The sequence below is a fragment of the Paenibacillus terricola genome (assembly GCF_014779765.1).
In the GTDB taxonomy this organism is placed as follows: domain Bacteria; phylum Bacillota; class Bacilli; order Paenibacillales; family Paenibacillaceae; genus Paenibacillus_T; species Paenibacillus_T terricola.
In genome coordinates, this window is the sequence record NZ_JACXZA010000013.1 from 1 (window position 1) to 24,852 (window position 24,852).

Here is a 24,852-nt window from a genome sequence, read left to right on the forward strand (position 1 = left end):
TACTAATCGATCGAGGGCTTATCCTAAAATCCTTCTTCGGAAGGTAAAGCAAATGCTAAAGCTAAGGATTCAACATTCGCATCCAGTTTTGAAGGTGTAACCTTCAATTAGTGAGACTGATCAGCACCGAGAAGGTTGATTTAGACTGAGGACGAGTAGCGGAGTGTAGGCAAACCTACATGAGCAACGGAGGCCGAAGGCTGGATCAAGATTCGACGTCGAGTAAACTTCTTGAGTTTGCTTCGTGATCATCAGTCGAACGCGTTTGGTGTCGATGGCGGAGGGGTTCCACGCGTTCCCATACCGAACACGACCGTTAAGTCCTCCAGCGCCAATGGTACTTGGACCGCAGGGTCCTGGAAGAGTAGGACGACGCCAAGCACGAGGAAACGCCCGTTACTTACAACGGGCGTTTTTTTGTTGTTTACGGAACGGTAAAAGATTTAGATAAAGGTCGATCAGCACCGAGAAGGTTGAATTGGATCGAAGAAGGAGCAACGGAGTGTAGGTCAGAACCTACATGAGTAGCGGATTTCGAGAGCCGGTTCAAGATTCGATGCCGAATATGCTTCATGAATTACCTCGTGATCATCGACCGCCCCAAGCGCTAATGGTACTTGGATCGCAGGGTCCTGGAAAAGTAGGACGACGCCAAGCACGAGGAAACGCCCGTTACTTACAACGGGCGTTTTTTTGTTGTTTACGGAACGGTAAAAGATTTAGATAAAGGTCGATCAGCACCGAGAAGGTTGAATTGGATCGAAGAAGGAGCAACGGAGTGTAGGTCAGAACCTACATGAGTAGCGGACTTCGAGAGCCGGTTCAAGATTCGATGCCGAATATGCTTCATGAATTACCTCGTGATCATCGACCGCCCTAAGCGCTAATGGTACTTGGATCGCAGGGTCCTGGAGAAGTAGGACGACGCCAAGCACGAGGAAACGCCCGTTACTTACAACGGGCGTTTTTTTGTTGTTTACGGAACGAGACAAAGGGGTAAATAAAGGTCGATCAGCACCGAGAAGGTTGATTTAGGCTGAAGAATGAGTAGCGGAGTGTAGGCAAAACCTACATGAGCTACAAGGTTTCCGGAGGAAGCCTACATCGAAAGCATAAGCTTTGGAGTTCAAAGGCTGGATCAAATTTCGATGCCGAGTAACCTTCACGAATTACTTCGTGATCATCGACCGACACAAAGATGCTTATGGGAGGTTGGATCATTTTGAACATACGCAATATTACGGAAGCTCATTACGAGGAAAGTATTGATTTGGCTTCATTCGCTTTTCAAACGGACTTTTCCGCCGAAGAGCGAGCTGTGCGCCGATCGCAGTTTCGACCGGAGGAGAAATGGGGAGCGTTCGAAGACGACAAATTGTTAGCTCAGCTAACGCTGCTTCCATTAACGATTTACATAAACGGGAGGCCTATTCCGATGGGAGGCCTAGCGGGAGTATCCACTTGGCCCGAATACCGCAGGCAAGGATTAGTTTCTAAGCTGCTCCAACATTCGCTTGAAGTAATGCGTCGGGATGGACAAATCATTTCTCTGCTGCATCCGTTCGAGTTCGGCTTTTATCGGCGATTTGGTTGGGAGATGTTCATGGAACATCGCCGCTATACGATTCCATCGGGTTTGCTGCCGAAACGTGTACAAGTGCCAAGTACTGTCGAGCGACTTGCGCAACCGGACACGCAGATGTTGTCCACGGTTTATGAACAGTATGCACGGCGGTACAACGGAATGCTTTCGCGTAATCCACAATGGTGGGAGGAGCGAATTTACGGCAGGAAGAAAGGCCAGATTGCGGTTTATCGTTCAGAGACGGGGAACCCACAGGGCTATATCATCTATGATGTGAAAGAATCGAAGATGACTGTGCACGAATTGGTCTGCTTGAATGAAACGGCAAGACAAAGCTTGTGGACATTTATCGCAAATCACGACTCGATGGCCAAAGAAGTAACAACAATTGCTCCCTTGGAAGACGACTTGATATCCACACTGGATAACCCGCGGATCAAACATGAGATTATCCCCTACTTCATGGCGCGCATTGTGGACTTTGAAGCTTTTGCTGCGCATTATTTGTTCACTCCATCCACAGAAGCTGTGCATGAGCTGTGTATTCAAGTTGAAGACCTTCATGCACCGTGGAATAACGGTGTATTCAAGCTGAGTGTGGATAAGCAGGGAAACGGAGTTGTGGATAGAGTAAGCAACCCAACTGCTGAACAGCAAGCTAATATGCTTAGTTGTGATATTCAGACGCTGACCTGCATGCTGATGGGATACCGTAGACCTGAACGGCTTATGCAGCTCCAAAGGCTGAGAGGAAGCAGAGAAGCCGTAAGGCTGCTGGAAAAGTTAATCCCACAGGCACAAACATTCCTATACGATTTCTTCTAACCATCATGATAGCCTCCAATCCAAGACGGATCGGAGGTTATTTGCGCTTATATCATAGATGCATAAAGCGATTATGGCTCGAGATCTAACGGTTAGGCAGGTATAAACGATGCGGTGGACCACCAATAATAATAGGTGCGAATACCGTTTTGTAGTTTTTACAATGTTCTGAAAATTTATGTTCGTCAGTATTGACCTACGATTTGAAATGCGTATAATGGAGTTAAGGTCAAAGAAAGTCAAAGTCAACGATGTTGGGTTCGCAGCCCACGTCGCAGGCGCGGCCTCGCTGCCGATGCAGCGAATGTAATTAGGCAACGTGCAAGACAACAGACACCTAAGCAAGGCGCATCATGAGGGAGGTTGGTGCATGCGTAACATTTCCGATCTCATTGAACAGTATTTGAAACAGCTGCTTCAGGAAAGCACCGAAGGTGCGGTCGAAATTCAACGCAATGATCTGGCCGATCGTTTCTCTTGTGTTCCTTCGCAGATCAATTACGTCATCAGTACACGCTTTACGTTAGAGAAGGGGTATGTTGTCGAGAGCAAGCGGGGCGGCGGCGGATATATTCGTATCCAGCGCGCGGAATTGCCAGCGCTTAAGACGATTACACTGTATCTAAGTGAGGTTATTGGTGATCAGATCGACCAGAATGCCGCAGAAGGCCTTATTTATCAATTAGAGGAAGCCCGCCATATTTCGAAGCGCGAGGCGAGTCTGATGAAAGCGGCAATGTCTCGCGATACGATTGCGATGAAGCTGCCGATACGTGATGAAGTTCGGGCGCGGTTACTGAAGGCGATGCTGATTTCCCTGTTAACGAGGTAAGATCGCATTGGGCGCAGGGGTCATGGTGCTTAGTTCGGCGAAGGAGGGATGGCGGCTTGATCTGTCAGGAATGCGGAAAGAAGCCGGCAACGCTTCATTTTCAGAAAATTGTTAACGGAGAGAAGACCGAGATTCACATATGTGAATCATGCGCTCGCGAGAAGAGCGAGGGCATTCCCGGCTCCTCCAATGGATTCTCTATTCACAGTCTGCTGTCTGGTCTGCTCGATTTCGAACGGACAGGACAAGGGGCAAAGCAGGAAACCGTACGCTGTGAGGAATGCGGCTTGACCTATGCACAATTCAGTAAGATTGGCCGTTTCGGCTGCAGCAACTGTTATCACAGTTTCGAGAACAAGCTCGATCCATTATTCAAGCGAGTTCATGGCAATACGGTGCACGTTGGCAAAATTCCAAAGCGTTCCGGCGGCATTATCCAGACGCGCCGGGAGATTGAGCAGCTGCGGCGCGAGCTGGCGATACGTATTGATAGCGAGGAGTTCGAGGCGGCGGCACAGCTCCGCGATCGAATTCGCGAGCTGGAGCGAAGAACGGAAGGGCTTTAAGCGCGAAGGGAGGATTATTGACTTTGTCCAAGAGACGTTTTGCCGAGCATCCGCTTAGCGATTGGATGAAAGGAGAGGGTCCTGAATCGGATATCGTCATCAGCAGTCGAATCCGAGTTGCGCGCAATTTGCGTTCATACCCGTTCCCGATGCTGGCGACGAATCAACAATCGCTTGAGGCAATGAACCGTCTGACGGGAGTTGCCTTACAAGGGAAGCTGAGCGGCATTGGCCATTTCGATATATACAAACTAAGCGAGCTGACCGAGCTTGAAAGGCGGGTGCTGGTGGAGAAGCATCTCATCAGTCCGAACCTAGCCAATGAATCACGCAACGGTGCGCTTGTATTGAACGAAGAAGAATCAATCAGCATCATGATTAACGAAGAAGACCATCTGCGCATCCAATGTCTGTATCCGGGTTTCCAAATCCGTGAAGCATGGCAGCTGGCAAGTCGCATTGACGATATTTTCGAAGCGGAAGCGGATTATGCTTTCGACGAACGAAGAGGATTTCTAACAAGCTGTCCTACGAATGTAGGAACCGGCATCCGAGCATCGGTAATGATGCACTTGCCGGCGCTGGTGCTGACTCAGCAAATTAATCGTATTTTGTCCGCGGTGGCACAGGTTGGTCTTGCCGTTAGGGGAATGTATGGCGAAGGAAGCGAGTCGACCGGCAATCTGTTTCAGATTTCGAATCAAATTACGCTCGGGCAGTCGGAGACTGAAATTATCGACAACCTGTACAGCGTAGCTCAGCAAATTATTGAACATGAGAAGGCGGCCCGCAAACGGCTTGTCGCCGAGAATCCGATTCGAATCGAGGACCGCGTCAGCCGATCGTACGGTGTATTATCGCATGCAGCGATCATGGATTCGAAGGAAGCTGCGCAGCGGTTGTCGGACATACGGTTAGGCATTGATCTGGGGATGATCAATGGCGTGTCTACGCAGGCGATGAATGAACTGCTTGTTATGACGCAGCCGGGTTTTCTGCAGCAGGTGTTCAATGAGGCGCTCAGTCCGGAAGCAAGGGATATCCGGCGGGCGGAGTTGATTCGAAATCAAATTTCGCAGCACAACAATCATGGGGGTGTATCGCAATGATGTTCGGAAGATTCACGGAACGTGCACAGAAGGTGCTGGCACTGGCTCAAGAAGAAGCCGTTAGACTTGGTCACAACAATATTGGAACGGAGCATATTCTGCTTGGTCTGATTCGCGAGGGCGAAGGCATCGCAGCGAAGGCACTTATCGGCCTCGGCCTTGGACTCGAGAAAATTCAAGATGAAGTCGAAGCGCTCATCGGCCGCGGCCAAGAGCAGCCTTCGAATATTGCATATACGCCGCGCGCGAAGAAAGTTATTGAACTATCGATGGATGAGGCTAGAAAGCTTGGCCATACGTACGTTGGCACAGAGCATATTCTGCTTGGCCTCATTCGCGAAGGTGAAGGTGTTGCAGCGCGTGTGCTGAACAATCTCGGTATTAGCCTGAATAAGGCACGTCAGCAAGTGCTGCAGTTGCTTGGCAGCAGCGAAGCCGTATCGAGCAGCCACGGTGCGCCATCCAACGTAAGCACACCGACACTCGATGGTCTTGCGCGTGACTTGACGGCATTTGCTCGCGAAGGCAATCTCGATCCGGTCATCGGCCGCAGCAAAGAGATCGAGCGTGTTATTCAAGTGCTTAGCCGCCGGACGAAGAACAATCCTGTTCTGATCGGTGAGCCAGGTGTTGGTAAGACGGCTATCGCAGAGGGCCTCGCTCAGAAAATCATTGCAGGCGAAATCCCTGAGACGCTGCGCGACAAGCGCGTTATGACGCTCGATATGGGTTCGGTCGTTGCAGGTACGAAGTACCGTGGCGAGTTCGAGGATCGTCTGAAGAAGATCATGGACGAAATCCGCCAAGCGAACAATATCATCCTGTTCATCGACGAGCTGCATACGCTGATCGGCGCGGGCGGCGCAGAAGGCGCAATCGACGCATCGAACATTCTCAAGCCGTCGCTGGCGCGCGGAGAGCTGCAGTGCATCGGTGCAACGACGCTGGATGAATATCGCAAATATATCGAGAAAGACGCTGCGCTGGAGCGCCGCTTCCAACCGATTACGGTGGATCAACCTACGCCGGAAGAGGCCATTCAAATTCTTCACGGTCTGCGCGATCGCTACGAAGCGCATCACCGCGTGAAAATTACAGATGAAGCGATCGAGCAAGCAGTTAAGCTGTCCGATCGTTACATTACAGACCGCTTCCTGCCAGATAAAGCGATTGACCTTATCGACGAGGCATCGTCCAAAGTACGCCTCAAAACGTATACGGTACCGCCAAACCTGAAGCAGCTGGAGAACCGTCTGGAAGATATCCGCAAGGAGAAGGATTCCGCGGTTCAATCGCAGGAGTTCGAGAAAGCGGCTGCGCTGCGAGATACGGAGCAGAAGCTGCGCGAAGAGCTTGATGTAACGCGCAATCAGTGGAAAGAGAAGCAAGGACGCACCGATTCCGAAGTTACGCCTGAGGATATCGCGCAGGTTGTTGCAAGCTGGACCGGCATTCCGGTCAGCAAGCTCGCTGAGGAAGAGACGCAGCGTCTGCTGAAGATGGAAGATATTTTGCACGATCGCGTTATTGGTCAGACTGACGCTGTCAAAGCGGTTTCGAGAGCGATCCGCCGGGCACGCGCCGGACTGAAGGATCCGAAACGTCCGATCGGCTCGTTCATCTTCCTCGGCCCTACGGGCGTCGGTAAGACGGAGCTTGCACGCGCTCTTGCTGAATCGATGTTCGGCGACGAGAATGCGGTAATTCGTATCGATATGTCCGAATACATGGAGAAGCATTCGACTTCTCGTCTCGTCGGAGCGCCTCCAGGGTATGTCGGTTACGAAGAGGGCGGTCAGCTGACCGAGAAAGTCCGCCGCAAACCGTATTCGGTTGTGCTGCTCGATGAGATCGAGAAAGCACATCCAGAAGTATTCAATATCCTGCTGCAAGTGCTGGAGGATGGACGTCTTACGGACTCGAAAGGCCGTGTTGTGGACTTCCGCAATACACTGATCATTATGACGTCGAACGTTGGCGCCGATCAGATCAAACGGAATTCGACGCTGGGCTTCACAGCGGTACAGGATGCAAGCCGCGAGTTCAATCAAATGAAAGAAAAAGTGCTGGCAGAGCTCAAGAAGAGCTTCCGTCCAGAGTTCCTCAACCGGATCGACGAGACGATCGTATTCCACTCGCTCGAGCAGGAGCATATCGCTCAGATCGTTACGCTCATGTCGGATGAATTGCGTAAACGTCTGAGAGAGCAAGAGGTTGATTTCGTTCTGACGGATGAAGCGAAGACATTCCTTGCGAAGGAAGGCTTCGATCCGCAGTACGGTGCTCGTCCGCTCCGCCGCGCGATCCAGAAGCATATCGAGGACCGTCTGTCCGAAGATCTGCTGATGGGCACCATTACAAAAGGCGACTCGCTCATCATCGATGAGAAGGATGGCACGCTTGTCGTAAGCCGTGCAAGCAAGGAACCGGAGTCGGTTGATAGTGCAGAACCGGCGAATAAGTAAATAGGATAGAGGGGACATCGTGCAGCAACGTAAGCTGCACGATGTCTTTTTGCAATAATAGGCGCATGAGATAGGCAAGTGCAAATAAAGAAGGAGCGGGATGAAGGATGAATGAACGGGAAGATCTGCGATTTCCGATTGGCATATTTACAGCAGTTGAGCAGCTTAATGAAGAGCAACGGGCACAGTGGATTGAAGTTATCGAAAGGCTGCCAGAAGAATTGTCGGCAGCAGCAGCAGGGCTAAGCGATGAGCAGTTAGACACACCCTATCGGGATGGAGGGTGGACGATTCGTCAAGTCGTGCATCATCTGGCGGACAGTCATATGAATTCGTATATGCGCTTTAAGCTGGCCGTTACGGAGGAGCTTCCGACGATAAAACCGTATTATGAGGATCGATGGGCGGAGTTGTCCGATGGGGCTAATGCACCGATTAAACTGTCTTTGACCTTGTTGAAGGCGCTGCATGCGCGGTGGGTTTATTTTCTTAAGAGTCTTCGTGCAGAGCAGTTCGAATGTGCATTCGTACATCCGGAGCATGGCCGCGCGATGACGCTCAACGACGCGCTTGGCATGTATGCTTGGCATGGCAGGCATCATATTGCCCACATTACGGGACTTCGCAATCGGAACGGTTGGTAGATCCGAATATTTTAAAAGCAGACGCTATGCCGAAGTTCATTTTCATATGCCGATTTGGTTCTGACTGCCTCGGACTGGTATACTAATTTACATAATGATTGATCTTAAAATGGTGTGCAGAGGAGGAAATGTAATGATACTTGTAACAAACACAATCTCGATCAAGAAGGGACATGGACGCTCGGTTGCGGAGAGGTTCAAGAACCCGAAGGGCGTGCATCAAATGCCGGGATTCGTTCGGATGGAGCTGTTTCTCTCAGAGAGCGAAGAGCACGACGAACTGAAAGTCAGCACGCTGTGGGAGTCCAAGGAGGCATTCGAAGGCTGGAAGAACAGCGATGCCTTCAAACAGGCGCATTCCCATGCCGGCAGAGGCAAGCCATCATCGGAGGGCACGGAGAAAGCTGCTGAGGCACCGTCCCATCCGCATGCAGGTCAACACGCACAATCGGAGGAAGGTCCGATCATGCTCGGCGCGAAATTGTCGATGCATGAACTGCTGTTTACGCAACTGGCTGAATAAATGTATGATGGCATAGACCAAACGATATACTAAGAAAGACGATACGCAGGGGAGGACGCCGCCAGGGTTCTCCCCTTTTTGCTGCGCGTTCTAGGGGTTTCTATTGGTACGTGAAAATGGTAAACTTTGATTAACCACATAAGAATTTATAAGCTTCCAAGCATAGGAAAGAATAAGTTCTTATTTGACGAGTTTTCTGCTAAGGGAGTCAACAATGGCCAAAATAAAAGTGAAATTCGCCTGCACGGAGTGCGGTACCGAGTCGCCTAAGTGGCTGGGCAAATGCCCGGGCTGCGGCTCTTGGAACTCCATGGTGGAGGAGAAGGAAACGGTTGTTCGCACGGCTGGAGCAGCGGGTGCTTCTGTTTTTCAAACGAAAGAAAAGCCGCGTTCCATCATACACATAGAAAGTGATCAAGAACCGCGCATCGATACGAAGCTTGGCGAACTGAATCGCGTCCTCGGGGGCGGTGTGGTTCCAGGCTCGTTAACGCTTGTCGGCGGAGATCCAGGCATCGGCAAATCGACCCTGCTGCTGCAAGCCTCACACTCACTGGCTGCTAGCGGCTTACGGGTGCTCTATATATCGGGCGAGGAATCGGTGCGACAGACGAAGCTGCGGGCGGACCGCCTTGGCTCGCTGTCGGAACAGCTGTATGTGTTGTGCGAGACGAATGTCGAATCGATTCGGGAAGCGATCGAATCGGTTGAACCGGCACTCGTTGTTATCGATTCCATTCAGACGGTATTTGATCCGAATGTTCAATCTGCTCCTGGCAGTGTGGCACAGGTTAGAGAGTGCACTTCGCACTTCATGCGGATCGCCAAGATCAAAGGGGTCGCAACTGTTCTTGTTGGACACGTGACCAAAGAAGGGGCAATCGCAGGACCGCGAATGCTGGAGCATATGGTCGATTGTGTGCTTTATTTCGAAGGCGAGCGCCATCATACATATCGGCTGCTGCGTGCGGTAAAGAACCGTTTTGGTTCAACGAATGAGATCGGTATTTTCGAAATGGGAGAGAGTGGACTGCGCGAGGTGGCGAATCCGTCGGAACTGTTCCTATCTGAGCGCCCGCTTGGCGTGGCTGGTTCGACAGTTGTGGCGAGCATGGAAGGTACGCGCCCTGTGCTTGTCGAGTTGCAAGCACTTGTCGCACCGACCAACTTCCCGTCTCCGCGGCGGATGTCGGCGGGTATCGATCATCATCGAATGGCGCTCCTTATTGCGGTATTAGAGAAGCGAATGGGCATGTTTCTACAAAATCAGGATGCGTACTTAAACGTCGCAGGCGGCGTGAAACTCGATGAGCCAGCAGTTGATCTTGCAGCGGCCGTCAGTATTGCATCCAGCTTCCGAGACGCGCCGACAAGGCCTTACGATGTCATCTTCGGCGAAGTCGGATTAACGGGTGAAGTTCGCGCTGTATCTAGGGCGGAACAGCGTGTAAGAGAAGCGGAGAAACTAGGGTTTAAACGGGTAATTATGCCTGAGAACAGCTTGAAAGGCTGGAAACCGCCGTCTGGCATCGAGGTTATCGGCGTATCCACCGTAGCGGAGGCGCTCAAGGCAACGCTCGGATAGAGGGGGCACAATATGAAGGAGCAGAGAGAGCTTGAAGTGATGCACCAATTGCTGCAGCTGGTCGCGCCAGGCACGGCATTTCGCGATGGACTGGAGAACGTCCTGCGCGCAAAGACCGGTGCGCTTCTCGTCGTCGGATACAGTCCTGAGGTCATGGAAGTTGTCGATGGCGGGTTTTCGATCAACTGTGATTTTTCGCCTAACTATTTGTATGAGCTCGCGAAGATGGATGGCGCTATCATCTTAAGCGAGGATTTGAAACGGATTCTGTATGCGAACACGCAGCTTATTCCGAACAGCTCTATCGCGTCGAGTGAGACAGGTATTCGTCATCGGACGGCGGAGCGGGTTGCGAAGCAGACCGGCAAGCTGGTCGTATCGATTTCGCAGCGCCGCAACGTCATTACGCTGTATCAAGGCAATTTGCGCTACGCGCTTAAAGATATGGGTGTTATTCTGACGAAGGCGAATCAGGCGATTCAAACGCTTGAGAAATATAAAGCTGTGCTTAATCAAGCATTCACGAACTTGTCAGCGGCAGAGTTTGAGGAGCTTGTTACCTTGCAGGAAGTTGCCCATGTCATTCATCGGGTCGAGATGGTTGTGCGCATTAAGATGGAGATCAAGCGTTATGTAACTGAGCTTGGGACGGAAGGCCGCCTGATCGGCATGCAGATGGATGAGCTTGTAGGCGGCGTTGAAGAAGATGCTTGGTTCCTGCTGAAAGATTATGCGAAAGACAATTCGGATGATCGAATCCGTGAAATCCGGATAGCGCTTAAGAAGCTGAGCAATGATGAACTTATGGATCCGCCGCATCTCATTCGTCTGCTTGGCTTTGCGGGCACGTCGGCGGATGACGCTGTTTCTCCACGCGGATATCGACTGCTTCATAAGATTCCAAGGCTGCCGATTGTCGTCATGCACAATCTTGTGGAAAGGTTCCACCATTTGCCGCATATTGTAATGGCAACCTACGAGGAATTAGACGAAGTGGACGGCATCGGCGAGGTGCGTGCACGCGCCATCAAGGAAGGTCTCAAACGGATCCAAGATCAAATGTTCATTGACAGGCAGATCTAAATCCCATAGAATGAGGGAATGCGTGCCCGAATGGGTGTAGATGGAATTTTTTGATTAAGCGAGTGTACGTGACATGATTTATTGGGCATAGTAGAGATGAGGTGGAACGAGATGATCACAAAGTCGATACCTAGCCTGTTTACGGTAGGCAATCTCTTTCTTGGAGTTGTCGCCATAATTCTCGTTTTTAATGAGAAACCCGAATTGGCGGCAATGATGGTTATTATAGCCATGCTGTTAGATGGCGTAGATGGTCGAATTGCCCGTGCGCTTAATGCACAGAGCGAATTCGGCAAGGAGCTTGATTCATTGTCGGATGTCATTTCATTCGGTGTCGCTCCTGCATTCATTATGTATGTTGTTGCTTTTCAAGATTTGAACCAGGCAGCTTCTTGGATTATTACAGCATTGTTCCCGATCTGCGGCGCATTGCGGTTGGCCCGCTTTAACGTCATTTCTGGAATGCCGGGTTACTTCATCGGTCTGCCGATTCCGGCTGCTGGCGGCGTGTTGTGTACGCTGGCGCTGTTCTATAAGGACATTCCTTCTGCCGTACTGATGGCGAGCACCCTGCTGCTGTCGTTCTTGATGGTTAGTACGGTGAAATACCCGAACTTCAAGAAGATTGGCATTCCGAAAGGCGCAATCTGGGTTGTTCCTCTTGTTGTCATTGTGGCTGTCGTTCTGGGATACTTGTTCCCTAAGCATCTGTCGAAGATCATCTTCGTGCCGCTGCTGGTGTATGCATTATATGGCTTAAAAAAAAACGTTAGTGCCGTTGTGCGTCTAACTTCCCGCAAGAACCGCAGACGTCGTGCTGCAGAAGAGGCAGCGAAGTCGGAGCACAGCGCATAAAAGATAGCTATTTACTACGTTAATGATTAACGACAACAAAGAAGGCTTGGCGAATTCGCCAAGCCTTTTCTATATGCCACTGGGTTATTGTCCTCGAACGGATGTTTGCCCCTCCGTGAATTCATCACTAGCAGGGAGGATTTAAGGTGGGTAAAAGCGTTATACCTCTACCGTTTCGCCGTCTGCTAACACATGGCCGTTCAGCCCGGCTTTCTCCATATGGCGGACCCATTCGTGAGGATCCTGCGCAATGAGTGGGAATGTATTGTAATGCATCGGTATCGTCAGCTTTGGCTGGAGCCACGAAGCTGCTGTTACCGCATCTTCTATTCCCATCGTGAAGTTATCCCCGATCGGCAGGCATGCTACATCGATAGATGCCCATCCCGCAATGAGCTTCATATCTGAGAATAGTCCCGTATCGCCGGCATGATAGAGTGTAGTACCATCCATCGTAATAAGGAAGCCCGCTGGCGTGCCGCCGACCTCAAATTCATTATTGCTGAATTCGATGCCGCCAGAATGCCAAGCAGGCGTTACTTTTACGCGTCCCCATTCGAAATTGTAGGCCCCGCCAATTCCCATCGGATGAACGGCAGCGCCTTGTTTGGCGAAGTACATAGCCAGTTCGAAAGTCGTTATAATCGGGCAGCCGTTTGCGTTGGCGATTTGTACAGCATCCCCGGTATGATCGGCATGGCCGTGCGTGATTAGCACTGCAGACAATCCGCTCAGTTGATCCGGTTTGGTTGATGCGCCAGGATTGCCGGACAGGAACGGGTCAATTAGAATGCGGGCAGATTCGGACTCTACGAGAAAACAAGAATGGCCAAGAAATGTCATTTTCATATGTAACATCTCCTATTGGTAATTGATTAGTGGCGGTGCAGGATAGAGTATGACCGATAGAGCTAGTCTCTAAACCTCCGGAAGATTCTCATAAGAATAGATGGTTACGTGTAAAAAAGCCCGAAGCTTCATCTGCCTCGGGCTATTTCGCATGCGCGAAAGTGTATGATGATCGCTATCTCATGTTAAACAGACCAAGTGTCGAGCATTTGTCAGACTCGCGAGCGACGACTTCTTCCAGATTAATGTCAAGCAGATTGCAAAGAGCGGACATGTAGAACAGATTGCGTCCAAGCTCGGCTCGCAGTACATCGCTGCACTGTTCGCATAGCTGGCCGTTCATGTGATTCTCCAGCACAGATTGTGCAGCTGTCAGATCGGTATCGACGCTAAACGCTTGCTTCTTCGCATTTAATTCAATGCAGCCGCATTCCGTTACAGCCTTGGCGACGGCGCGATTTACAGCTGAGCTCGTTTGACCGTATTTGGACAGGACGTCGAGCAGACTGCGATGTCGTAGAAGCAGTTCAGAAACCTGTTGCTGGAATTGATCCAATGTCACTTGCATCCACCTCTCTCGGATTCGGCATAACACATAGGTCTATTATAATCTTCTGACAATGGCATTTCAAAAGAAATTGGATGAGTCGGCGATTAATGGGCGAATGCGCTGACCATAATGAATAATGGAGGTGGATAAAGCCATGAAACGAATTATTCAAATCATCGGCATTTGGCTGGGCGGATCGATCGGAAGTCAGTGGCACGCTTGGATGGGCGGCGATCTTTCTTTGTCCATGCTGGGGACTATGCCGCAAAGCGGCGGGTCTAGTATGAATTACTTGTATATTGCATTAGGAGCATTTTGTGGTTTCGCAGCAGCTACTACATTAGCAACACCAATTATGCGCAAGGTGAAACAAGGCTCTGAACGGCTCACCAGCATTCCTGCTGCTGATCTGATGGCGGGTGCAGTTGGCGTGTTCGCGGGGTTGGTATTCGCAGCACTTCTGTATCCTGCAGTTGCTAAGATTAATGGTATCGGTCTTCTTGTTCCCGTTATACTGACGTTGCTGCTTGGTTATATGGGGCTGCAGTTAGGTCTGGGTAAGAAAGAAGAGCTGTCCGCAGGGCTGTCCGCGCTTCTTCAGCGCCGCAGTGTTCAGCCAGAGGATGATGGCAAGAGCAAGTATGAGGAACATAAAATATTAGATACGAGCGTCATTATCGACGGCCGTATCGCTGACATTTGCAAAACCGGATTTATCGAAGGAACGCTCGTCATTCCGGAATTTGTGCTGGAAGAATTACAGCATATCGCAGACTCTTCGGATTTGCTCAAACGCAACCGCGGACGGCGGGGGCTTGATATTTTGAACAAAATCCAGAAAGAGCTTGATGTTCGGGTGCTGATCTACGAGGGAGACTTCGAAGAGATCGGTGAAGTAGACAGCAAACTCGTGAAGCTTGCGAAGGCGTTGGGCGGCAAGGTTGTCACGAACGACTTCAACTTGAATAAGGTGTGCGAGCTGCAAGGGGTGTCTGTTCTCAACATTAATGATCTTGCAAACGCCGTGAAGCCAGTCGTGCTGCCAGGAGAAGAAATCGTCGTTCAAGTGATCAAGGATGGCAAGGAGCATGGACAAGGCGTCGCTTATCTGGATGACGGCACGATGATCGTCGTTGAAGGTGGACGCGAATATATTGGAACGACGATGGAGGTGCTCGTGACGAGTGTTCTGCAGACTTCAGCGGGCAGAATGATATTCGCAAAACCGAAATTGTTGGAAAAAGCGCAATAACGCGGTATGATGATACTTATATAGTTCGGGTTCAAAAAGTACAATCCAAGATTCGATGCCGAATATACTTCTTGAGATGCTTCGTGATCAAAAGTGGACTTTTTGAACGACCTCTATAGGTAATAAACCTTTATGGATTATACGGCGAGGCGGGTAGCGATTATCATGAACGCACAATGGGGCGTCGTCATCGTGGCGGCGGGCAAAGGCACGCGGATGAGAACGGCGGAGAGCAAGCAATATTTAACCTTGCGGGATAAGCCGATTCTCGTTCATACGCTTGAGCTGTTCCAATCCATGGATGAGACAGCTGCAATTGCGCTGGTTGTAGGACAAGCCGATATTGGCAGATGCAAGGAATGGGTGGCCCAATACGGGCTTACGAAAGTGACTGCAATTGTTCAAGGCGGCTCCGAGCGCCAGCACTCGGTGCATCTTGGCTTGAAGGCACTGCCATCGCATCTGCAATGGGTTATGGTTCATGACGGCGTAAGACCGCTCGTTACACAACAAGCGGTTCGGGCTTGCTGCACAGCAGCGATGAAAGGTGAAGATCAGGGGGCAGCGGTTATCGCTGTGCCTGTGAAAGATACGATTAAACAGGTGAACGATTCAGGCGTCATCGTAGCGACGCCTGACCGCCGAAGCTTGTGGGCGATTCAGACGCCGCAAGCTTTTCGTCGTGATTTGCTCACTAGAGCCCATGAAACAGCGGAAGCGGATCGCTTCTTAGGTACAGATGACGCAATGGTTGTGGAGCGGTTGAATGTTCCGGTTGTCGTAGCAGAGGGCGAATATACGAACATCAAGATTACGACGCCGGACGATTTGCCGTATGCCGAATTTTTGCTGGGGATGCGGGAGAGTGTCCAGGTCAGCGACAAAATAAGGATAGAACTCAAGGGGGAAGTTTCGCAATGATTCGTGTAGGACAAGGATTTGACGTTCACCAACTCGTGGAAGGTCGTCCATGCATTATTGGCGGCGTAACGATTCCATATGAGAAAGGCCTTCTTGGCCATTCGGATGCAGACGTATTGCTTCACTCGGTAGCAGATGCAGTGCTTGGCGCGCTTGGACTTGGCGATATCGGCAAGCATTTTCCAGACACGGATCCTGCCTATGAAGGGGCGGACAGCGTTAAGCTGCTGGAGCATGTATGGGCGCTCGCGAAGGAGCGGGGCTATAAGCTCGGCAATATTGATAATACGATCATTGCACAACGTCCGAAGATGCTGCCTTACATTCCTCAGATGGTAGAAGTAATTGCCCGTGTACTTGAGGCAGATGACCTGTTGCAGGTTAATGTAAAAGCGACAACGACGGAGAAACTTGGTTTTCCGGGCAGAGGAGAAGGAATCGCGGCGCAGACAGTTGTATGCCTCGTGAAGGATGCGCTATAATCTTAGGCATTATAGAGGTAGTTCAAAAAGTCGTCTTTTGATCACGAAGTGAGACAGGAAGCCTATTCGGCGTCGAAGCTTGCGTTAACCTTCGAAGTCCGGAGGTCATGCTTCCGCTGTAGGTTTCCGCTGGAAACCTTGTATCATGTAGGTATTGCCTACACTCCGTTCTTCCTGAAGTTATTTGCGATACTTCAAGCTACACCTGCGAGCAAATAACAGCTTCGTAAGCATACGCTTTTCAGGTTCTCGCAATCTTCTCGGTGCTGAAAACCCAACTTTTTGAACACTCATTTATAGAATTTCGCAAGCTGCCGGCGCTGCACGGCCGGCAATGAAATAGAGGAGGATAAAGGCATGTCACAGCAGCAAATTCGCGTTCGGTATGCGCCATCGCCTACAGGACATCTACATATCGGTAATGCAAGAACGGCCTTGTTCAATTATTTATACGCGCGCAGTCTCGGCGGACAATTCATTATTCGAATCGAAGATACGGACGTAAAGCGCAATGTAACGGGCGGCGAAGAAAGTCAGCTTAAATATTTGCGTTGGCTCGGCATGGATTGGGACGAGAGCGTCGATATCGGCGGCGGCTACGGCCCTTATCGTCAGACGGAGCGTCTGGCAATTTATGAGGAGTATTGGCAGGACCTGATCAAGCGTGGTCTAGCTTATCGCTGCTATTGCACGGAAGAAGAGCTCGAAGCAGAGCGCGAGGAGCAAATCGCCCGTGGCGAGACGCCGCGCTATTCCGGCCGCCATCGCGACCTGACAGAAGAACAGCGTCAAGCGTTCGAGGCGGAAGGCCGCGTGCCAAGCATTCGGTTCCGTGTAACGGAAGGCAAGACTTATACGTTCAACGATATGGTCAAAGGCGAGATCAGCTTCGACAGCGAAGGAATGGGCGATTTCGTCATCGTGAAGAAAGACGGCATTCCGACGTACAACTTCGCGGTTGTTCTTGATGACTATCTCATGCGTATTTCACATGTTTTGCGCGGTGAGGACCATATCTCCAACACGCCTCGCCAGCTAATGATATATGAAGCTTTCGGATGGACGCCGCCGCAATTCGGCCATATGACGCTGATCGTGAACGAAACTCGCAAAAAGCTCAGCAAACGCGACGAGTCGATCATTCAGTTCATCGAGCAATACGATTCGCTCGGCTACTTGCCGGAAGCGATGTTCAACTTCATTGCGCTGCTTGGTTGGTCGCCAGAGGGTGAGCAAGAAATCTATTCCCGCGAAGAGCTTGTTAACGTCTTCAATGCTTCGCGTCTAAGCAAGAGCCCGGCTGTGTTCGATACGAACAAGCTCGCTTGGATGAACAATGAGTATATTAAGAAGACAGATCCGGAACGTATCGTTGCGATGTGCTTGCCGCACCTGCAGGCAGCAGGCCGCGTAGCAGAACCGACGACGGCTGAGTCGTTCGCATGGGTAACGGATCTCGTGACGCTGTATCAGGATAAACTGCGCTCCGCTTCCGAAATCGTTCCGCTGACCGAGTTGTTCTTCCGCGATAATGTGGAGGATGAGAGCGAAGCGACTGAAGTGCTGGCTGAAGAAACGGTTCCGGCTGTTCTGAGTGCTTACCTTGCTCAAGTGGAAGGTTCGGAATCATTCACTGCCGATGATCAGAAAGCTCTGATCAAAGCTGTACAGCAGGAGACAGGCTGCAAAGGAAAATCGCTCTTCATGCCTATTCGCGCGGCACTTACAGGTCAGACGCATGGTCCAGACTTGAACCAGACGATTGCGCTACTGGGCAAACAGAAGGTTGTTGACCGACTGAAGCTTCGTCTTGGCCGCTAATCCAATAAAGTAGACAACCGGGGCCGGAATGGGCGCTGTTCCGTTACGGCTTCCCTTGTCACTTTGGTAACGATTCGTTATACTGAACGTAACGAGAACAATTGCATATTAGTGCGAGTTCAAAATGTCGGGTTTTCAGCACCGAGAAGATTGCGAGAACCCTTTTGAACAAACTCTATTAGAATGACAGGCTTTGAACAGGAGTAGTACGCTAATACGGGATTCGCAGAGAGGACAACCGTCATGCCGAATCCGCCTCAACCGCGGAATTCGTACGGCATGTGGGCTGTAAGTTGTCTATTCCCGCAGCGATGCTGTTGCACCTGGGAGCCTTGCTCCGATCCGTCTGCATAGAAGTAAGCTGACGGGGTAGGCGGCAACGGGAATGCCACCGTTATTGGGCAGCTGAGAGCAACGGTAAGATTCATGCCCCGCCCATGCAGGCGAGGTGTACCGTTCAGACAGAGTGGAACCGCGATTAATACGCCTCTGTAGTCCTTATGGACTACAGAGGCTTTTTTGCATAAATGCACGCTGTCGGATTTAATAAGCTTTCGGTATGAGCTAACGCCTATTCCGTACGTTGGATGAATTTGTTGGGCGGTTAGGAACAGTTTTTGCATAGATGCACCTTATGAAGTGGCGTGTGTTGGCAGGCGGGGAATGGGAGAGGGGGAGTCGAGATGCTTAGACATATACGATCGGATATACAGGCCGTGTTCGATAACGACCCGGCAGCGAGAAGCAAGCTTGAGGTTATAATCACCTATTCGGGCTTGCACGCGATATGGGCGCATCGGATTGCACATGGGTTTTATACAAGGGGCTGGTTCGCGATCGCACGAGGAATCTCGCAGTTCAGCCGCTTTATGACCGGAATTGAGATTCACCCGGGAGCAAGAATCGGCAATCGACTCTTTATCGACCACGGAATGGGCGTCGTAATTGGCGAAACATGCGAGATCGGCGACGATGTTGTCATTTATCAAGGCGTGACGCTTGGCGGTACCGGTAAAGAAAAAGGCAAGCGGCATCCGACGATCGGCAACAATGTTGTTATTGCGTCTGGCGCGAAGGTACTTGGATCGTTCACAGTTGGCGATAATTCGAATATCGGGGCCAACTCGGTTGTGCTGAGCCCAGTGCCGGAGAACAGCACCGTTGTTGGTATTCCAGGTCGTATCGTGAAACGTAACGGCGAGCGGGTCGGCGATCGACTTGACCACACGAAGCTTCCGGATCCGGTTGTCGAGATGCTGCGTAAGATGCAGAAGGAAATCCATGATTTGAAACATGAAGTACAAGATCTAAGGGCGCAAGCGGGAAAGTCGCAGGAGAAGGAGCCCGTACTCGAAGGAGAATCCGTAAAATGACAGTTTCGATATACAATACGCTGACGCGTGCACAAGAACCGTTCGTGCCGCAGGAGCCGGGTAAGGTGAAGATGTATGTATGCGGTCCGACTGTATACGACTACATTCATATTGGCAACGCGCGTCCGGTTATCTTCTTTGACGTTGTGAGACGCTATCTAGAGAGCACGGGACAGGATGTCTCGTACATCGTCAATTTCACGGACGTTGATGATAAGCTCATCCGCAAAGCGGAACAGCTTGGAACGACGGTGCCGGAAGTGGCGGATACGTTTATTGCAGCTTTTAATGAAGATATTGAAGCGCTTGGCGTCCATAAAGCTACCCGCAATCCGCGTGTAACGGACCATATTCCGCTTATCGTCGATTTCATTGCTGGCTTGGTCGACAAAGGGTTCGCATACGAAAGCGGCGGAGACGTTTATTTCCGTACGAACAAGTTCGAGGAATACGGCAAGCTGTCGCATCAGAACACGGAAGAGCTGCAGCATGGCATCCGAATTGAAGTCGATGAGCGCAAAGAACATGCGCAGGACTTCGTGTTGTGGAAAGCTGCCAAACCAGGCGAGATCTATTGGGCTAGCCCATGGGGCGACGGACGTCCGGGCTGGCACATCGAATGCTCCGCGATGGCGCGCGAGTACTTGGGCGATACGCTCGACATTCACGGCGGTGGCCATGACCTGCAGTTCCCGCACCATGAGTGCGAGGTGGCGCAGTCGGAATCGTTGACGGGCAAGCCGCTCGCCCGCTACTGGATGCACAACGGATACATTCATATTAACAATGAGAAAATGTCCAAATCGCTCGGCAACGGCATTACGGTACGTGAACTGCTCAAACGTACGAAAGCGAGCGCGATTCGCTACTTTATGCTTGCGACGCATTATCGCAGCCCGCTGAATTTCAGCGACGATACGATCTTGCAGGCAGAGAAAAGCATCGAACGCATTGCGAACTGTGCAGGCAACCTGCAATATCGTCTATCATCGCTTGCGTCAACAGACGTATTCGAAGCGGGCGCTTCCTCTGGCAACGCGGAGCTTGATGCTCGTCTCGCTGCTATTCAAGCGCAGTTCGAAGCAAAGATGAACGACGACTTCAATACGCCGGATGCCATTACTGCGCTGTTCGAGCTCGTATCCGAAGCGAACAACACGATGCAGCGGCAGGATGTAACAGCAAGCGAGCTCGGTGCACTGCTTGCGCTTATTGAGCAATTCGATAAGACGCTGGGTCTCCTGCCGCAAGCGGATGCAGCGGATGAACTGCTGGATGAGCAGATTGAGAACCTTATCGTTGAACGGACCGAAGCGCGCAAGGCGAAAAACTGGGCGCGTGCCGATGAGATTCGTGACCTGCTCGCGGCAGAAAATATCGTATTGGAAGATACGCCTCAGGGCATTAAGTGGCGGCGCAAATGATTGAAAATGACAACAATTTCGCAGCAGAGTCGCTCGACCTGCTCGTTCATGAGCCCTCCAAACCGGCAAGGCTCATGAACCCGGTCGTTCTGGCTTATGCGGGTGATGCCGTATATGAATTGCTCATCCGTCAATATTTGATTTCGAAGCCGAATCATCAATCGCATGATCTGCATCGTGAAGCGACGAAGCGGGTATCTGCGAAGGCACAGCACGTGACGCTGGAGAGACTGGCGCCGCTGTTGACCGAGGAAGAGGCAGACATTGTACGAAGAGGGCGCAATGCCAAGTCGGGCAAACCGCCGAAGAATGCGGACCCTGCCGATTATCGGCATGCGACGGCACTGGAAACGCTGTTCGGCTACTTATTCTACGAGCGCCGCGGTGAACGCATCCGGGAGTTGTTGGCCGTTGCCTTGGATGATGAAGCAACGAAGAACTAGCGGATGTCACATTCAAAGATCCTGATGTTTGGAGAGAAGAAGCATGAAACAGCGGTATCCACATAAACAAGAACGCCGACGCGAGCGTTCGAATGAACAGGTGCGCACAGCGGAGCGGATTCATGACGAGGAGCAGGCAGGAAGCGAAGAGATTGTAGCGGGCAAACACCCTGTTCTCGAAGCGCTGCGCTCTGGCAGAGAAATCAATAAAATCTGGGTCGCGGAAGGTGCGCAGAAGCATCTGACGGCACCGATTATTGCCGAAGCGAAGCAGCAAGGCGTTATCGTGCAGTTCGCGGATAAGCGCAAGCTTGATGCATTGGCAGGAGAGGTTGCGCACCAGGGCGTAATTGCACAGGTTGCCCCTTATCGTTACTACGAGGTGGACGAGCTGCTGGAGGCGGCGAAGGCAAAAGGTGAGACACCGTTCTTGATCCTGCTGGATGAGATCGAAGATCCGCACAACCTCGGTTCTATTTTGCGTACAGCAGAATGTACGGGAGTTCATGGTGTTATTATTCCTAAGCGCCGCTCGGCAAGCCTTACGGCTACCGTATCCAAGACGTCGGCGGGTGCTGCAGAATATGTGCCAGTAGCGCGGGTGACGAATCTTGCTCAGACGATCGAATCGTTGAAAGAGCAGGGCGTATGGGTTGCGGGAACGGACGTATCTGCTGAGCAGGATGTTTATCGGACTAAGTTCGATATGCCAATCGCAATCGTTATAGGCAATGAAGGCAAAGGAATGGGACGACTGATTCGGGAGAAATGCGATTTTCTCGTTAAGCTGCCGATGGCTGGTAAGCTGAATTCGCTCAATGCATCAGTAGCTGCAGGAGTCTTGATGTATGAAGTGCTGCGCCAGCGCAGAGGCAGCTAGCAATGAACCGCAAGGATGTGCTTTTGGTCGACGGCTACAACGTCATCGGCGCATGGCCGTCACTGCAGCGGCTTCGCGATGAGGAATTGGAAGATGCCCGGGACGCGCTCCTGGATTTGCTGGCCGACTATCAAGGGTTCACGGGAATGATGGTGTACGTCATTTTCGACGCGCATCAGGTACCTGGACATGGTGCCAAGTTTAAGCAACATAGCCTTCAGGTTGTCTATACCAAAGAGAAAGAAACAGCCGATGAGTGCATCGAAAGGCTCGTTGCAGAACTGACAGTGCGCGGGCGTGATATCTATGTTGCAACGTCTGATCTGACCGAACAGCACGTGGCTTTCGGCAAAGGGGCTTTGCGAGTATCGGCAAGAGAGCTTTTGGTCGATGTTGAACAGAAACGAAAGCTTATTCAGGCGACTATTCGCGAGTCTGAAGAACGCCCGCGCAAGCGGAATACGGTAGACGGAACGCTGCCGCTGGATGTGCGGGCGCAACTTGAACAATGGCGTCGGGGTAAAATGTAAGGCGTATGTCACTAGTTGTTACATGGATCTAACATCAACCTAACATATTTAGGCCAAAAACTTACAAATCTACTAGATTGTAAGCATCTAACTCCGCTCGGATTGGTTGACGGTTAGAAGTTACATAATGTATACTGTTGCTATGCTTGATAGAGTGCGAGTCGAGCAGTGCACGCCTTGCAGGCCGGAGGGATAGTTCGTGAGCATCGACCTCAGAGAAACGAGTACGGACGGATATGACTGCAGAACGGACGAAGATATCGTAGAGGCGGTCCGCGAAGGCGATAGCGAAGCGTTGGAGTATTTGATTAACAAGTACCGCAATTTCGTTCGCGCCAAAGCTCGATCCTACTTTCTAATCGGCGCTGACCGAGAAGACATTGTTCAAGAAGGTATGATCGGCTTGTATAAGTCGATTCGTGATTTCAAAGGAGACAAGCTGTCTTCGTTTAAGGCATTTGCTGAGTTATGCATAACACGGCAGATCATTACGGCGATTAAGACAGCAACCCGTCAGAAGCATATTCCGCTCAATTCGTACGTATCGCTGGATAAGCCGATCTACGACGAGGATTCTGATCGTACTTTACTGGATGTAATATGCGGGACTCGCGTATCCGATCCAGAAGAGTTGATCATTAATCAAGAAGAGTTCGTTGGATTAGAAGATAAGATGTCGGAGATATTGAGCGATCTTGAACGCAAGGTGCTCATGCTCTATTTGGATGGCCGGTCGTATCAAGAGATCGCTGTCGACTTGGATCGGCATGTGAAATCGATCGACAATGCGCTGCAGCGGGTTAAGCGCAAGCTTGAACGCTACTTGGAAGTTCGTGACATTGGCGGCTAACTTTAATATCGATTATTTGACGAAGACTCGCGCTGCGAGTCTTTTTATTTTGCTAGAATAGAACATATTCCGGCATGCTAGTTGGAGAGGCTTGAAGAGCGAATCATTAGGGTGCAGAAGATGATAGATGTTCCGTATATGCACCAGTATGTCTAATTTGCCGGAAATTGGCCATAATGCTCGGAAGGGTCCCCGATGCCCTGTCGTTTGTGCGAAACCCAGCGTTGGCGCGCGTTTCTCGCTCTTGCAGCCAAATATATTGTTGAATATATCGGCATTGACACGAAAATTGCGATATGATAATCTGTTTGGGTAGGTCTAAAATTGCAATTTTCACCTATTGGCTCAGGAATCAATCATGATTCAACATATTAGAGCAACACCAAGTACGTCGCAGGAGGTGTACTTCAATGCGGGTAATCATTACGTTGGCTTGTACGAACTGCAAACAAAGAAACTATGCAACCAACAAGAACAAGCGCAACCACCCCGACCGCATCGAGATGAAGAAGTTTTGCAAGTTCTGTAACGAGCATACTCCTCATCGCGAGACGAGATAGTCTATTGGAGGTGTGAACGTGGCTTTTTTGGCTAAGATGAAGCAAGGCTTCGGAACGACGTTCAGTTTCTTCGCAGACAGTTGGGCAGAACTGAAGAAAGTAAGATGGCCGAGCCGTAAAGAATTGACAAGCTATACGATTGTCGTTCTTGTTACGATCGTGCTCGTGACGATCTACTTTTGGGTTCTAGACATCGGGATCTCTGAACTGATCGAACTGATTGTTTAAGAAGAGTCCGAAGGTGGATGGTTATGGAAAAACGATGGTATGTGGTCCATACCTACTCAGGGTATGAGAACAAGGTGAAGGCTAACCTGGAACGCCGCGTAGAATCGATGGGCATGGAAGACAAAATTTTCCGTGTGCTCGTGCCGATGGAAGAAGAAGTGGTGAACAAAGACGGTAAGAAGAAAACTGTCATGCGTAAAGTTTACCCCGGATACGTCCTCGTCGAGATGGTTCAAACGGATGATTCATGGTATGTTGTTCGCAACACACCTGGTGTAACGGGATTTGTAGGTTCGACGGGATCCGGCTCTAAACCGACTCCATTGTTGCCTGAAGAAGTGGATCAGATTCTGAAACACATGGGCATTGATGAGCCGAAGCCGAAGATCGAATTCGAGCTGAAGGAAACTGTTAATGTCAAGGTGGGACCTTTTGCTGGCTTTGTCGGCACGATCGAAGAGATCTTGTTGGATAAGAGCAAAGTGAAGGTCAGAGTAAACATGTTTGGCAGAGAAACCCCGCTGGAGCTTGATTTTACTCAAGTGGAGAAGATATAATAATCTGGTTTCTTGAATCGTCGGCGCCTCCGGCGAGACGGAGCTTAGCTCCGAGTTAAT

General features: G+C 50.7%; 25 protein-coding genes and 1 rRNA gene. 24 read left to right on the plus strand and 2 right to left on the minus strand.

All coding sequences use genetic code 11. From position 1 onward, the window contains the following. The first annotated feature begins 264 nt into the window (after window positions 1-264). The 11 genes from rrf to pssA all read left to right on the plus strand — a co-directional run bounded on the left by rrf (window position 265) and on the right by pssA (window position 12,072). A 5S ribosomal RNA gene (gene rrf / locus H8B09_RS29415) occupies window positions 265-381 on the plus strand. A gap of 841 nt (window positions 382-1,222) precedes the next feature. Further along, window positions 1,223-2,410: a GNAT family N-acetyltransferase gene (locus H8B09_RS29420; protein ID WP_191207145.1), complete on the plus strand. Its 1,188-nt coding sequence runs from the start codon at window positions 1,223-1,225 to the stop codon at window positions 2,408-2,410. Window positions 2,411-2,780: 370 nt separating this feature from the next. Then, window positions 2,781-3,242, plus strand: coding sequence for a CtsR family transcriptional regulator (locus tag H8B09_RS29425; protein WP_191207146.1), 462 nt, complete (start codon window positions 2,781-2,783; stop codon window positions 3,240-3,242). A gap of 56 nt (window positions 3,243-3,298) precedes the next feature. Continuing rightward, window positions 3,299-3,808, plus strand: a complete 510-nt coding sequence (mcsA, locus tag H8B09_RS29430) for a protein-arginine kinase activator protein McsA (RefSeq protein ID WP_191207147.1) — start codon at window positions 3,299-3,301, stop codon at window positions 3,806-3,808. 23 nt (window positions 3,809-3,831) lie between these two features. Continuing rightward, the gene (gene mcsB / locus H8B09_RS29435; protein WP_191207148.1) at window positions 3,832-4,917 is read left to right on the plus strand and encodes a protein-arginine kinase McsB; all 1,086 of its coding nucleotides are present in this window, start codon (window positions 3,832-3,834) and stop codon (window positions 4,915-4,917) included. Beyond that, complete coding sequence (locus H8B09_RS29440; RefSeq protein WP_191207149.1) at window positions 4,914-7,382, plus strand: ATP-dependent Clp protease ATP-binding subunit; 2,469 nt, start codon at window positions 4,914-4,916, stop codon at window positions 7,380-7,382. The genes mcsB and H8B09_RS29440 overlap by 4 nt, the downstream gene beginning before the upstream one ends. 107 nt (window positions 7,383-7,489) lie before the next feature. Further along, a complete protein-coding gene (locus H8B09_RS29445) occupies window positions 7,490-8,026 on the plus strand; it encodes a YfiT family bacillithiol transferase (RefSeq protein WP_191207150.1) in 537 nt (178 codons plus the stop codon). A gap of 133 nt (window positions 8,027-8,159) precedes the next feature. After that, on the plus strand, window positions 8,160-8,549 hold the full coding sequence (locus H8B09_RS29450; protein WP_191207151.1) for an antibiotic biosynthesis monooxygenase: 390 nt from the start codon (window positions 8,160-8,162) through the stop codon (window positions 8,547-8,549). 214 nt (window positions 8,550-8,763) lie between these two features. Next, on the plus strand, window positions 8,764-10,134 hold the full coding sequence (gene radA, locus H8B09_RS29455; RefSeq protein ID WP_191207152.1) for a DNA repair protein RadA: 1,371 nt from the start codon (window positions 8,764-8,766) through the stop codon (window positions 10,132-10,134). A 12-nt stretch (window positions 10,135-10,146) separates the two neighbouring features. Next, window positions 10,147-11,217 carry a DNA integrity scanning diadenylate cyclase DisA gene (gene disA / locus H8B09_RS29460; protein ID WP_191207153.1) on the plus strand — a complete coding sequence of 357 codons (1,071 nt, stop codon included), beginning with the start codon at window positions 10,147-10,149 and terminating at the stop codon, window positions 11,215-11,217. Window positions 11,218-11,328: 111 nt separating this feature from the next. Next, window positions 11,329-12,072: a CDP-diacylglycerol--serine O-phosphatidyltransferase gene (gene pssA, locus H8B09_RS29465; protein ID WP_191207154.1), complete on the plus strand. Its 744-nt coding sequence runs from the start codon at window positions 11,329-11,331 to the stop codon at window positions 12,070-12,072. Between the two features lie 159 nt (window positions 12,073-12,231). On the opposite strand, the gene H8B09_RS29470 is transcribed toward pssA, so the two are convergent. Further along, the gene (locus H8B09_RS29470; protein ID WP_191207155.1) at window positions 12,232-12,921 is read right to left on the minus strand and encodes a metal-dependent hydrolase; all 690 of its coding nucleotides are present in this window, start codon (window positions 12,919-12,921) and stop codon (window positions 12,232-12,234) included. Window positions 12,922-13,096: 175 nt separating this feature from the next. Continuing rightward, a complete protein-coding gene (locus tag H8B09_RS29475; RefSeq protein ID WP_397376109.1) occupies window positions 13,097-13,483 on the minus strand; it encodes a nucleoside triphosphate pyrophosphohydrolase family protein in 387 nt (128 codons plus the stop codon). 142 nt (window positions 13,484-13,625) lie between these two features. Between H8B09_RS29475 and H8B09_RS29480 the strand changes: the two genes are divergently transcribed. The 13 genes from H8B09_RS29480 to nusG all read left to right on the plus strand — a co-directional run bounded on the left by H8B09_RS29480 (window position 13,626) and on the right by nusG (window position 24,792). Beyond that, window positions 13,626-14,723 (plus strand): PIN/TRAM domain-containing protein, encoded by a 1,098-nt coding sequence (locus tag H8B09_RS29480; RefSeq protein ID WP_191207157.1) that lies wholly within the window; start codon window positions 13,626-13,628, stop codon window positions 14,721-14,723. A 165-nt stretch (window positions 14,724-14,888) separates the two neighbouring features. Continuing rightward, on the plus strand, window positions 14,889-15,644 hold the full coding sequence (ispD, locus tag H8B09_RS29485) for a 2-C-methyl-D-erythritol 4-phosphate cytidylyltransferase (protein WP_191207158.1): 756 nt from the start codon (window positions 14,889-14,891) through the stop codon (window positions 15,642-15,644). Then, window positions 15,641-16,126: a 2-C-methyl-D-erythritol 2,4-cyclodiphosphate synthase gene (ispF, locus tag H8B09_RS29490; RefSeq protein WP_191207159.1), complete on the plus strand. Its 486-nt coding sequence runs from the start codon at window positions 15,641-15,643 to the stop codon at window positions 16,124-16,126. The genes ispD and ispF overlap by 4 nt, the downstream gene beginning before the upstream one ends. A gap of 357 nt (window positions 16,127-16,483) precedes the next feature. After that, a complete protein-coding gene (gltX, locus tag H8B09_RS29495; RefSeq protein WP_191207160.1) occupies window positions 16,484-17,947 on the plus strand; it encodes a glutamate--tRNA ligase in 1,464 nt (487 codons plus the stop codon). A gap of 683 nt (window positions 17,948-18,630) precedes the next feature. Continuing rightward, window positions 18,631-19,320: a serine O-acetyltransferase gene (gene cysE, locus H8B09_RS29500; protein WP_191207161.1), complete on the plus strand. Its 690-nt coding sequence runs from the start codon at window positions 18,631-18,633 to the stop codon at window positions 19,318-19,320. Then, window positions 19,317-20,744, plus strand: coding sequence for a cysteine--tRNA ligase (gene cysS, locus H8B09_RS29505; RefSeq protein ID WP_191207162.1), 1,428 nt, complete (start codon window positions 19,317-19,319; stop codon window positions 20,742-20,744). The genes cysE and cysS overlap by 4 nt, the downstream gene beginning before the upstream one ends. Then, window positions 20,741-21,187, plus strand: a complete 447-nt coding sequence (locus H8B09_RS29510; protein ID WP_191207163.1) for a Mini-ribonuclease 3 — start codon at window positions 20,741-20,743, stop codon at window positions 21,185-21,187. The genes cysS and H8B09_RS29510 overlap by 4 nt, the downstream gene beginning before the upstream one ends. A 43-nt stretch (window positions 21,188-21,230) precedes the next feature. After that, window positions 21,231-22,067, plus strand: coding sequence for a 23S rRNA (guanosine(2251)-2'-O)-methyltransferase RlmB (gene rlmB, locus H8B09_RS29515; protein ID WP_191207164.1), 837 nt, complete (start codon window positions 21,231-21,233; stop codon window positions 22,065-22,067). Window positions 22,068-22,069: 2 nt separating this feature from the next. Further along, a complete protein-coding gene (locus H8B09_RS29520; protein ID WP_191207165.1) occupies window positions 22,070-22,597 on the plus strand; it encodes an NYN domain-containing protein in 528 nt (175 codons plus the stop codon). 199 nt (window positions 22,598-22,796) lie between these two features. Continuing rightward, window positions 22,797-23,447, plus strand: a complete 651-nt coding sequence (sigH, locus tag H8B09_RS29525) for an RNA polymerase sporulation sigma factor SigH (RefSeq protein WP_191207166.1) — start codon at window positions 22,797-22,799, stop codon at window positions 23,445-23,447. A gap of 410 nt (window positions 23,448-23,857) precedes the next feature. Beyond that, complete coding sequence (gene rpmG, locus H8B09_RS29530) at window positions 23,858-24,007, plus strand: 50S ribosomal protein L33 (protein ID WP_127532442.1); 150 nt, start codon at window positions 23,858-23,860, stop codon at window positions 24,005-24,007. Window positions 24,008-24,025: 18 nt separating this feature from the next. After that, complete coding sequence (gene secE, locus H8B09_RS29535; RefSeq protein ID WP_191207167.1) at window positions 24,026-24,235, plus strand: preprotein translocase subunit SecE; 210 nt, start codon at window positions 24,026-24,028, stop codon at window positions 24,233-24,235. A gap of 23 nt (window positions 24,236-24,258) precedes the next feature. Then, complete coding sequence (nusG, locus tag H8B09_RS29540; RefSeq protein ID WP_191207168.1) at window positions 24,259-24,792, plus strand: transcription termination/antitermination protein NusG; 534 nt, start codon at window positions 24,259-24,261, stop codon at window positions 24,790-24,792. The last annotated feature ends 60 nt before the right edge of the window (window positions 24,793-24,852 follow it).

Coding starts and splice junctions, on each gene's coding strand:
- rpmG (WP_127532442.1), top strand. CDS start 23,858: ATGCGGGTAATCATTACGTTGGCTTGTACGAACTGCAAACAAAGAAAC.
- rlmB (WP_191207164.1), top strand. CDS start 21,231: ATGAAACAGCGGTATCCACATAAACAAGAACGCCGACGCGAGCGTTCG.
- H8B09_RS29470 (WP_191207155.1), bottom strand. CDS start 12,921: ATGAAAATGACATTTCTTGGCCATTCTTGTTTTCTCGTAGAGTCCGAA.
- nusG (WP_191207168.1), top strand. CDS start 24,259: ATGGAAAAACGATGGTATGTGGTCCATACCTACTCAGGGTATGAGAAC.
- H8B09_RS29520 (WP_191207165.1), top strand. CDS start 22,070: ATGAACCGCAAGGATGTGCTTTTGGTCGACGGCTACAACGTCATCGGC.
- cysE (WP_191207161.1), top strand. CDS start 18,631: ATGCTTAGACATATACGATCGGATATACAGGCCGTGTTCGATAACGAC.
- radA (WP_191207152.1), top strand. CDS start 8,764: ATGGCCAAAATAAAAGTGAAATTCGCCTGCACGGAGTGCGGTACCGAG.
- H8B09_RS29425 (WP_191207146.1), top strand. CDS start 2,781: ATGCGTAACATTTCCGATCTCATTGAACAGTATTTGAAACAGCTGCTT.
- gltX (WP_191207160.1), top strand. CDS start 16,484: ATGTCACAGCAGCAAATTCGCGTTCGGTATGCGCCATCGCCTACAGGA.
- H8B09_RS29450 (WP_191207151.1), top strand. CDS start 8,160: ATGATACTTGTAACAAACACAATCTCGATCAAGAAGGGACATGGACGC.
- pssA (WP_191207154.1), top strand. CDS start 11,329: ATGATCACAAAGTCGATACCTAGCCTGTTTACGGTAGGCAATCTCTTT.
- H8B09_RS29445 (WP_191207150.1), top strand. CDS start 7,490: ATGAATGAACGGGAAGATCTGCGATTTCCGATTGGCATATTTACAGCA.
- ispF (WP_191207159.1), top strand. CDS start 15,641: ATGATTCGTGTAGGACAAGGATTTGACGTTCACCAACTCGTGGAAGGT.
- ispD (WP_191207158.1), top strand. CDS start 14,889: ATGAACGCACAATGGGGCGTCGTCATCGTGGCGGCGGGCAAAGGCACG.
- H8B09_RS29440 (WP_191207149.1), top strand. CDS start 4,914: ATGATGTTCGGAAGATTCACGGAACGTGCACAGAAGGTGCTGGCACTG.
- H8B09_RS29480 (WP_191207157.1), top strand. CDS start 13,626: ATGAAACGAATTATTCAAATCATCGGCATTTGGCTGGGCGGATCGATC.
- cysS (WP_191207162.1), top strand. CDS start 19,317: ATGACAGTTTCGATATACAATACGCTGACGCGTGCACAAGAACCGTTC.
- H8B09_RS29510 (WP_191207163.1), top strand. CDS start 20,741: ATGATTGAAAATGACAACAATTTCGCAGCAGAGTCGCTCGACCTGCTC.
- disA (WP_191207153.1), top strand. CDS start 10,147: ATGAAGGAGCAGAGAGAGCTTGAAGTGATGCACCAATTGCTGCAGCTG.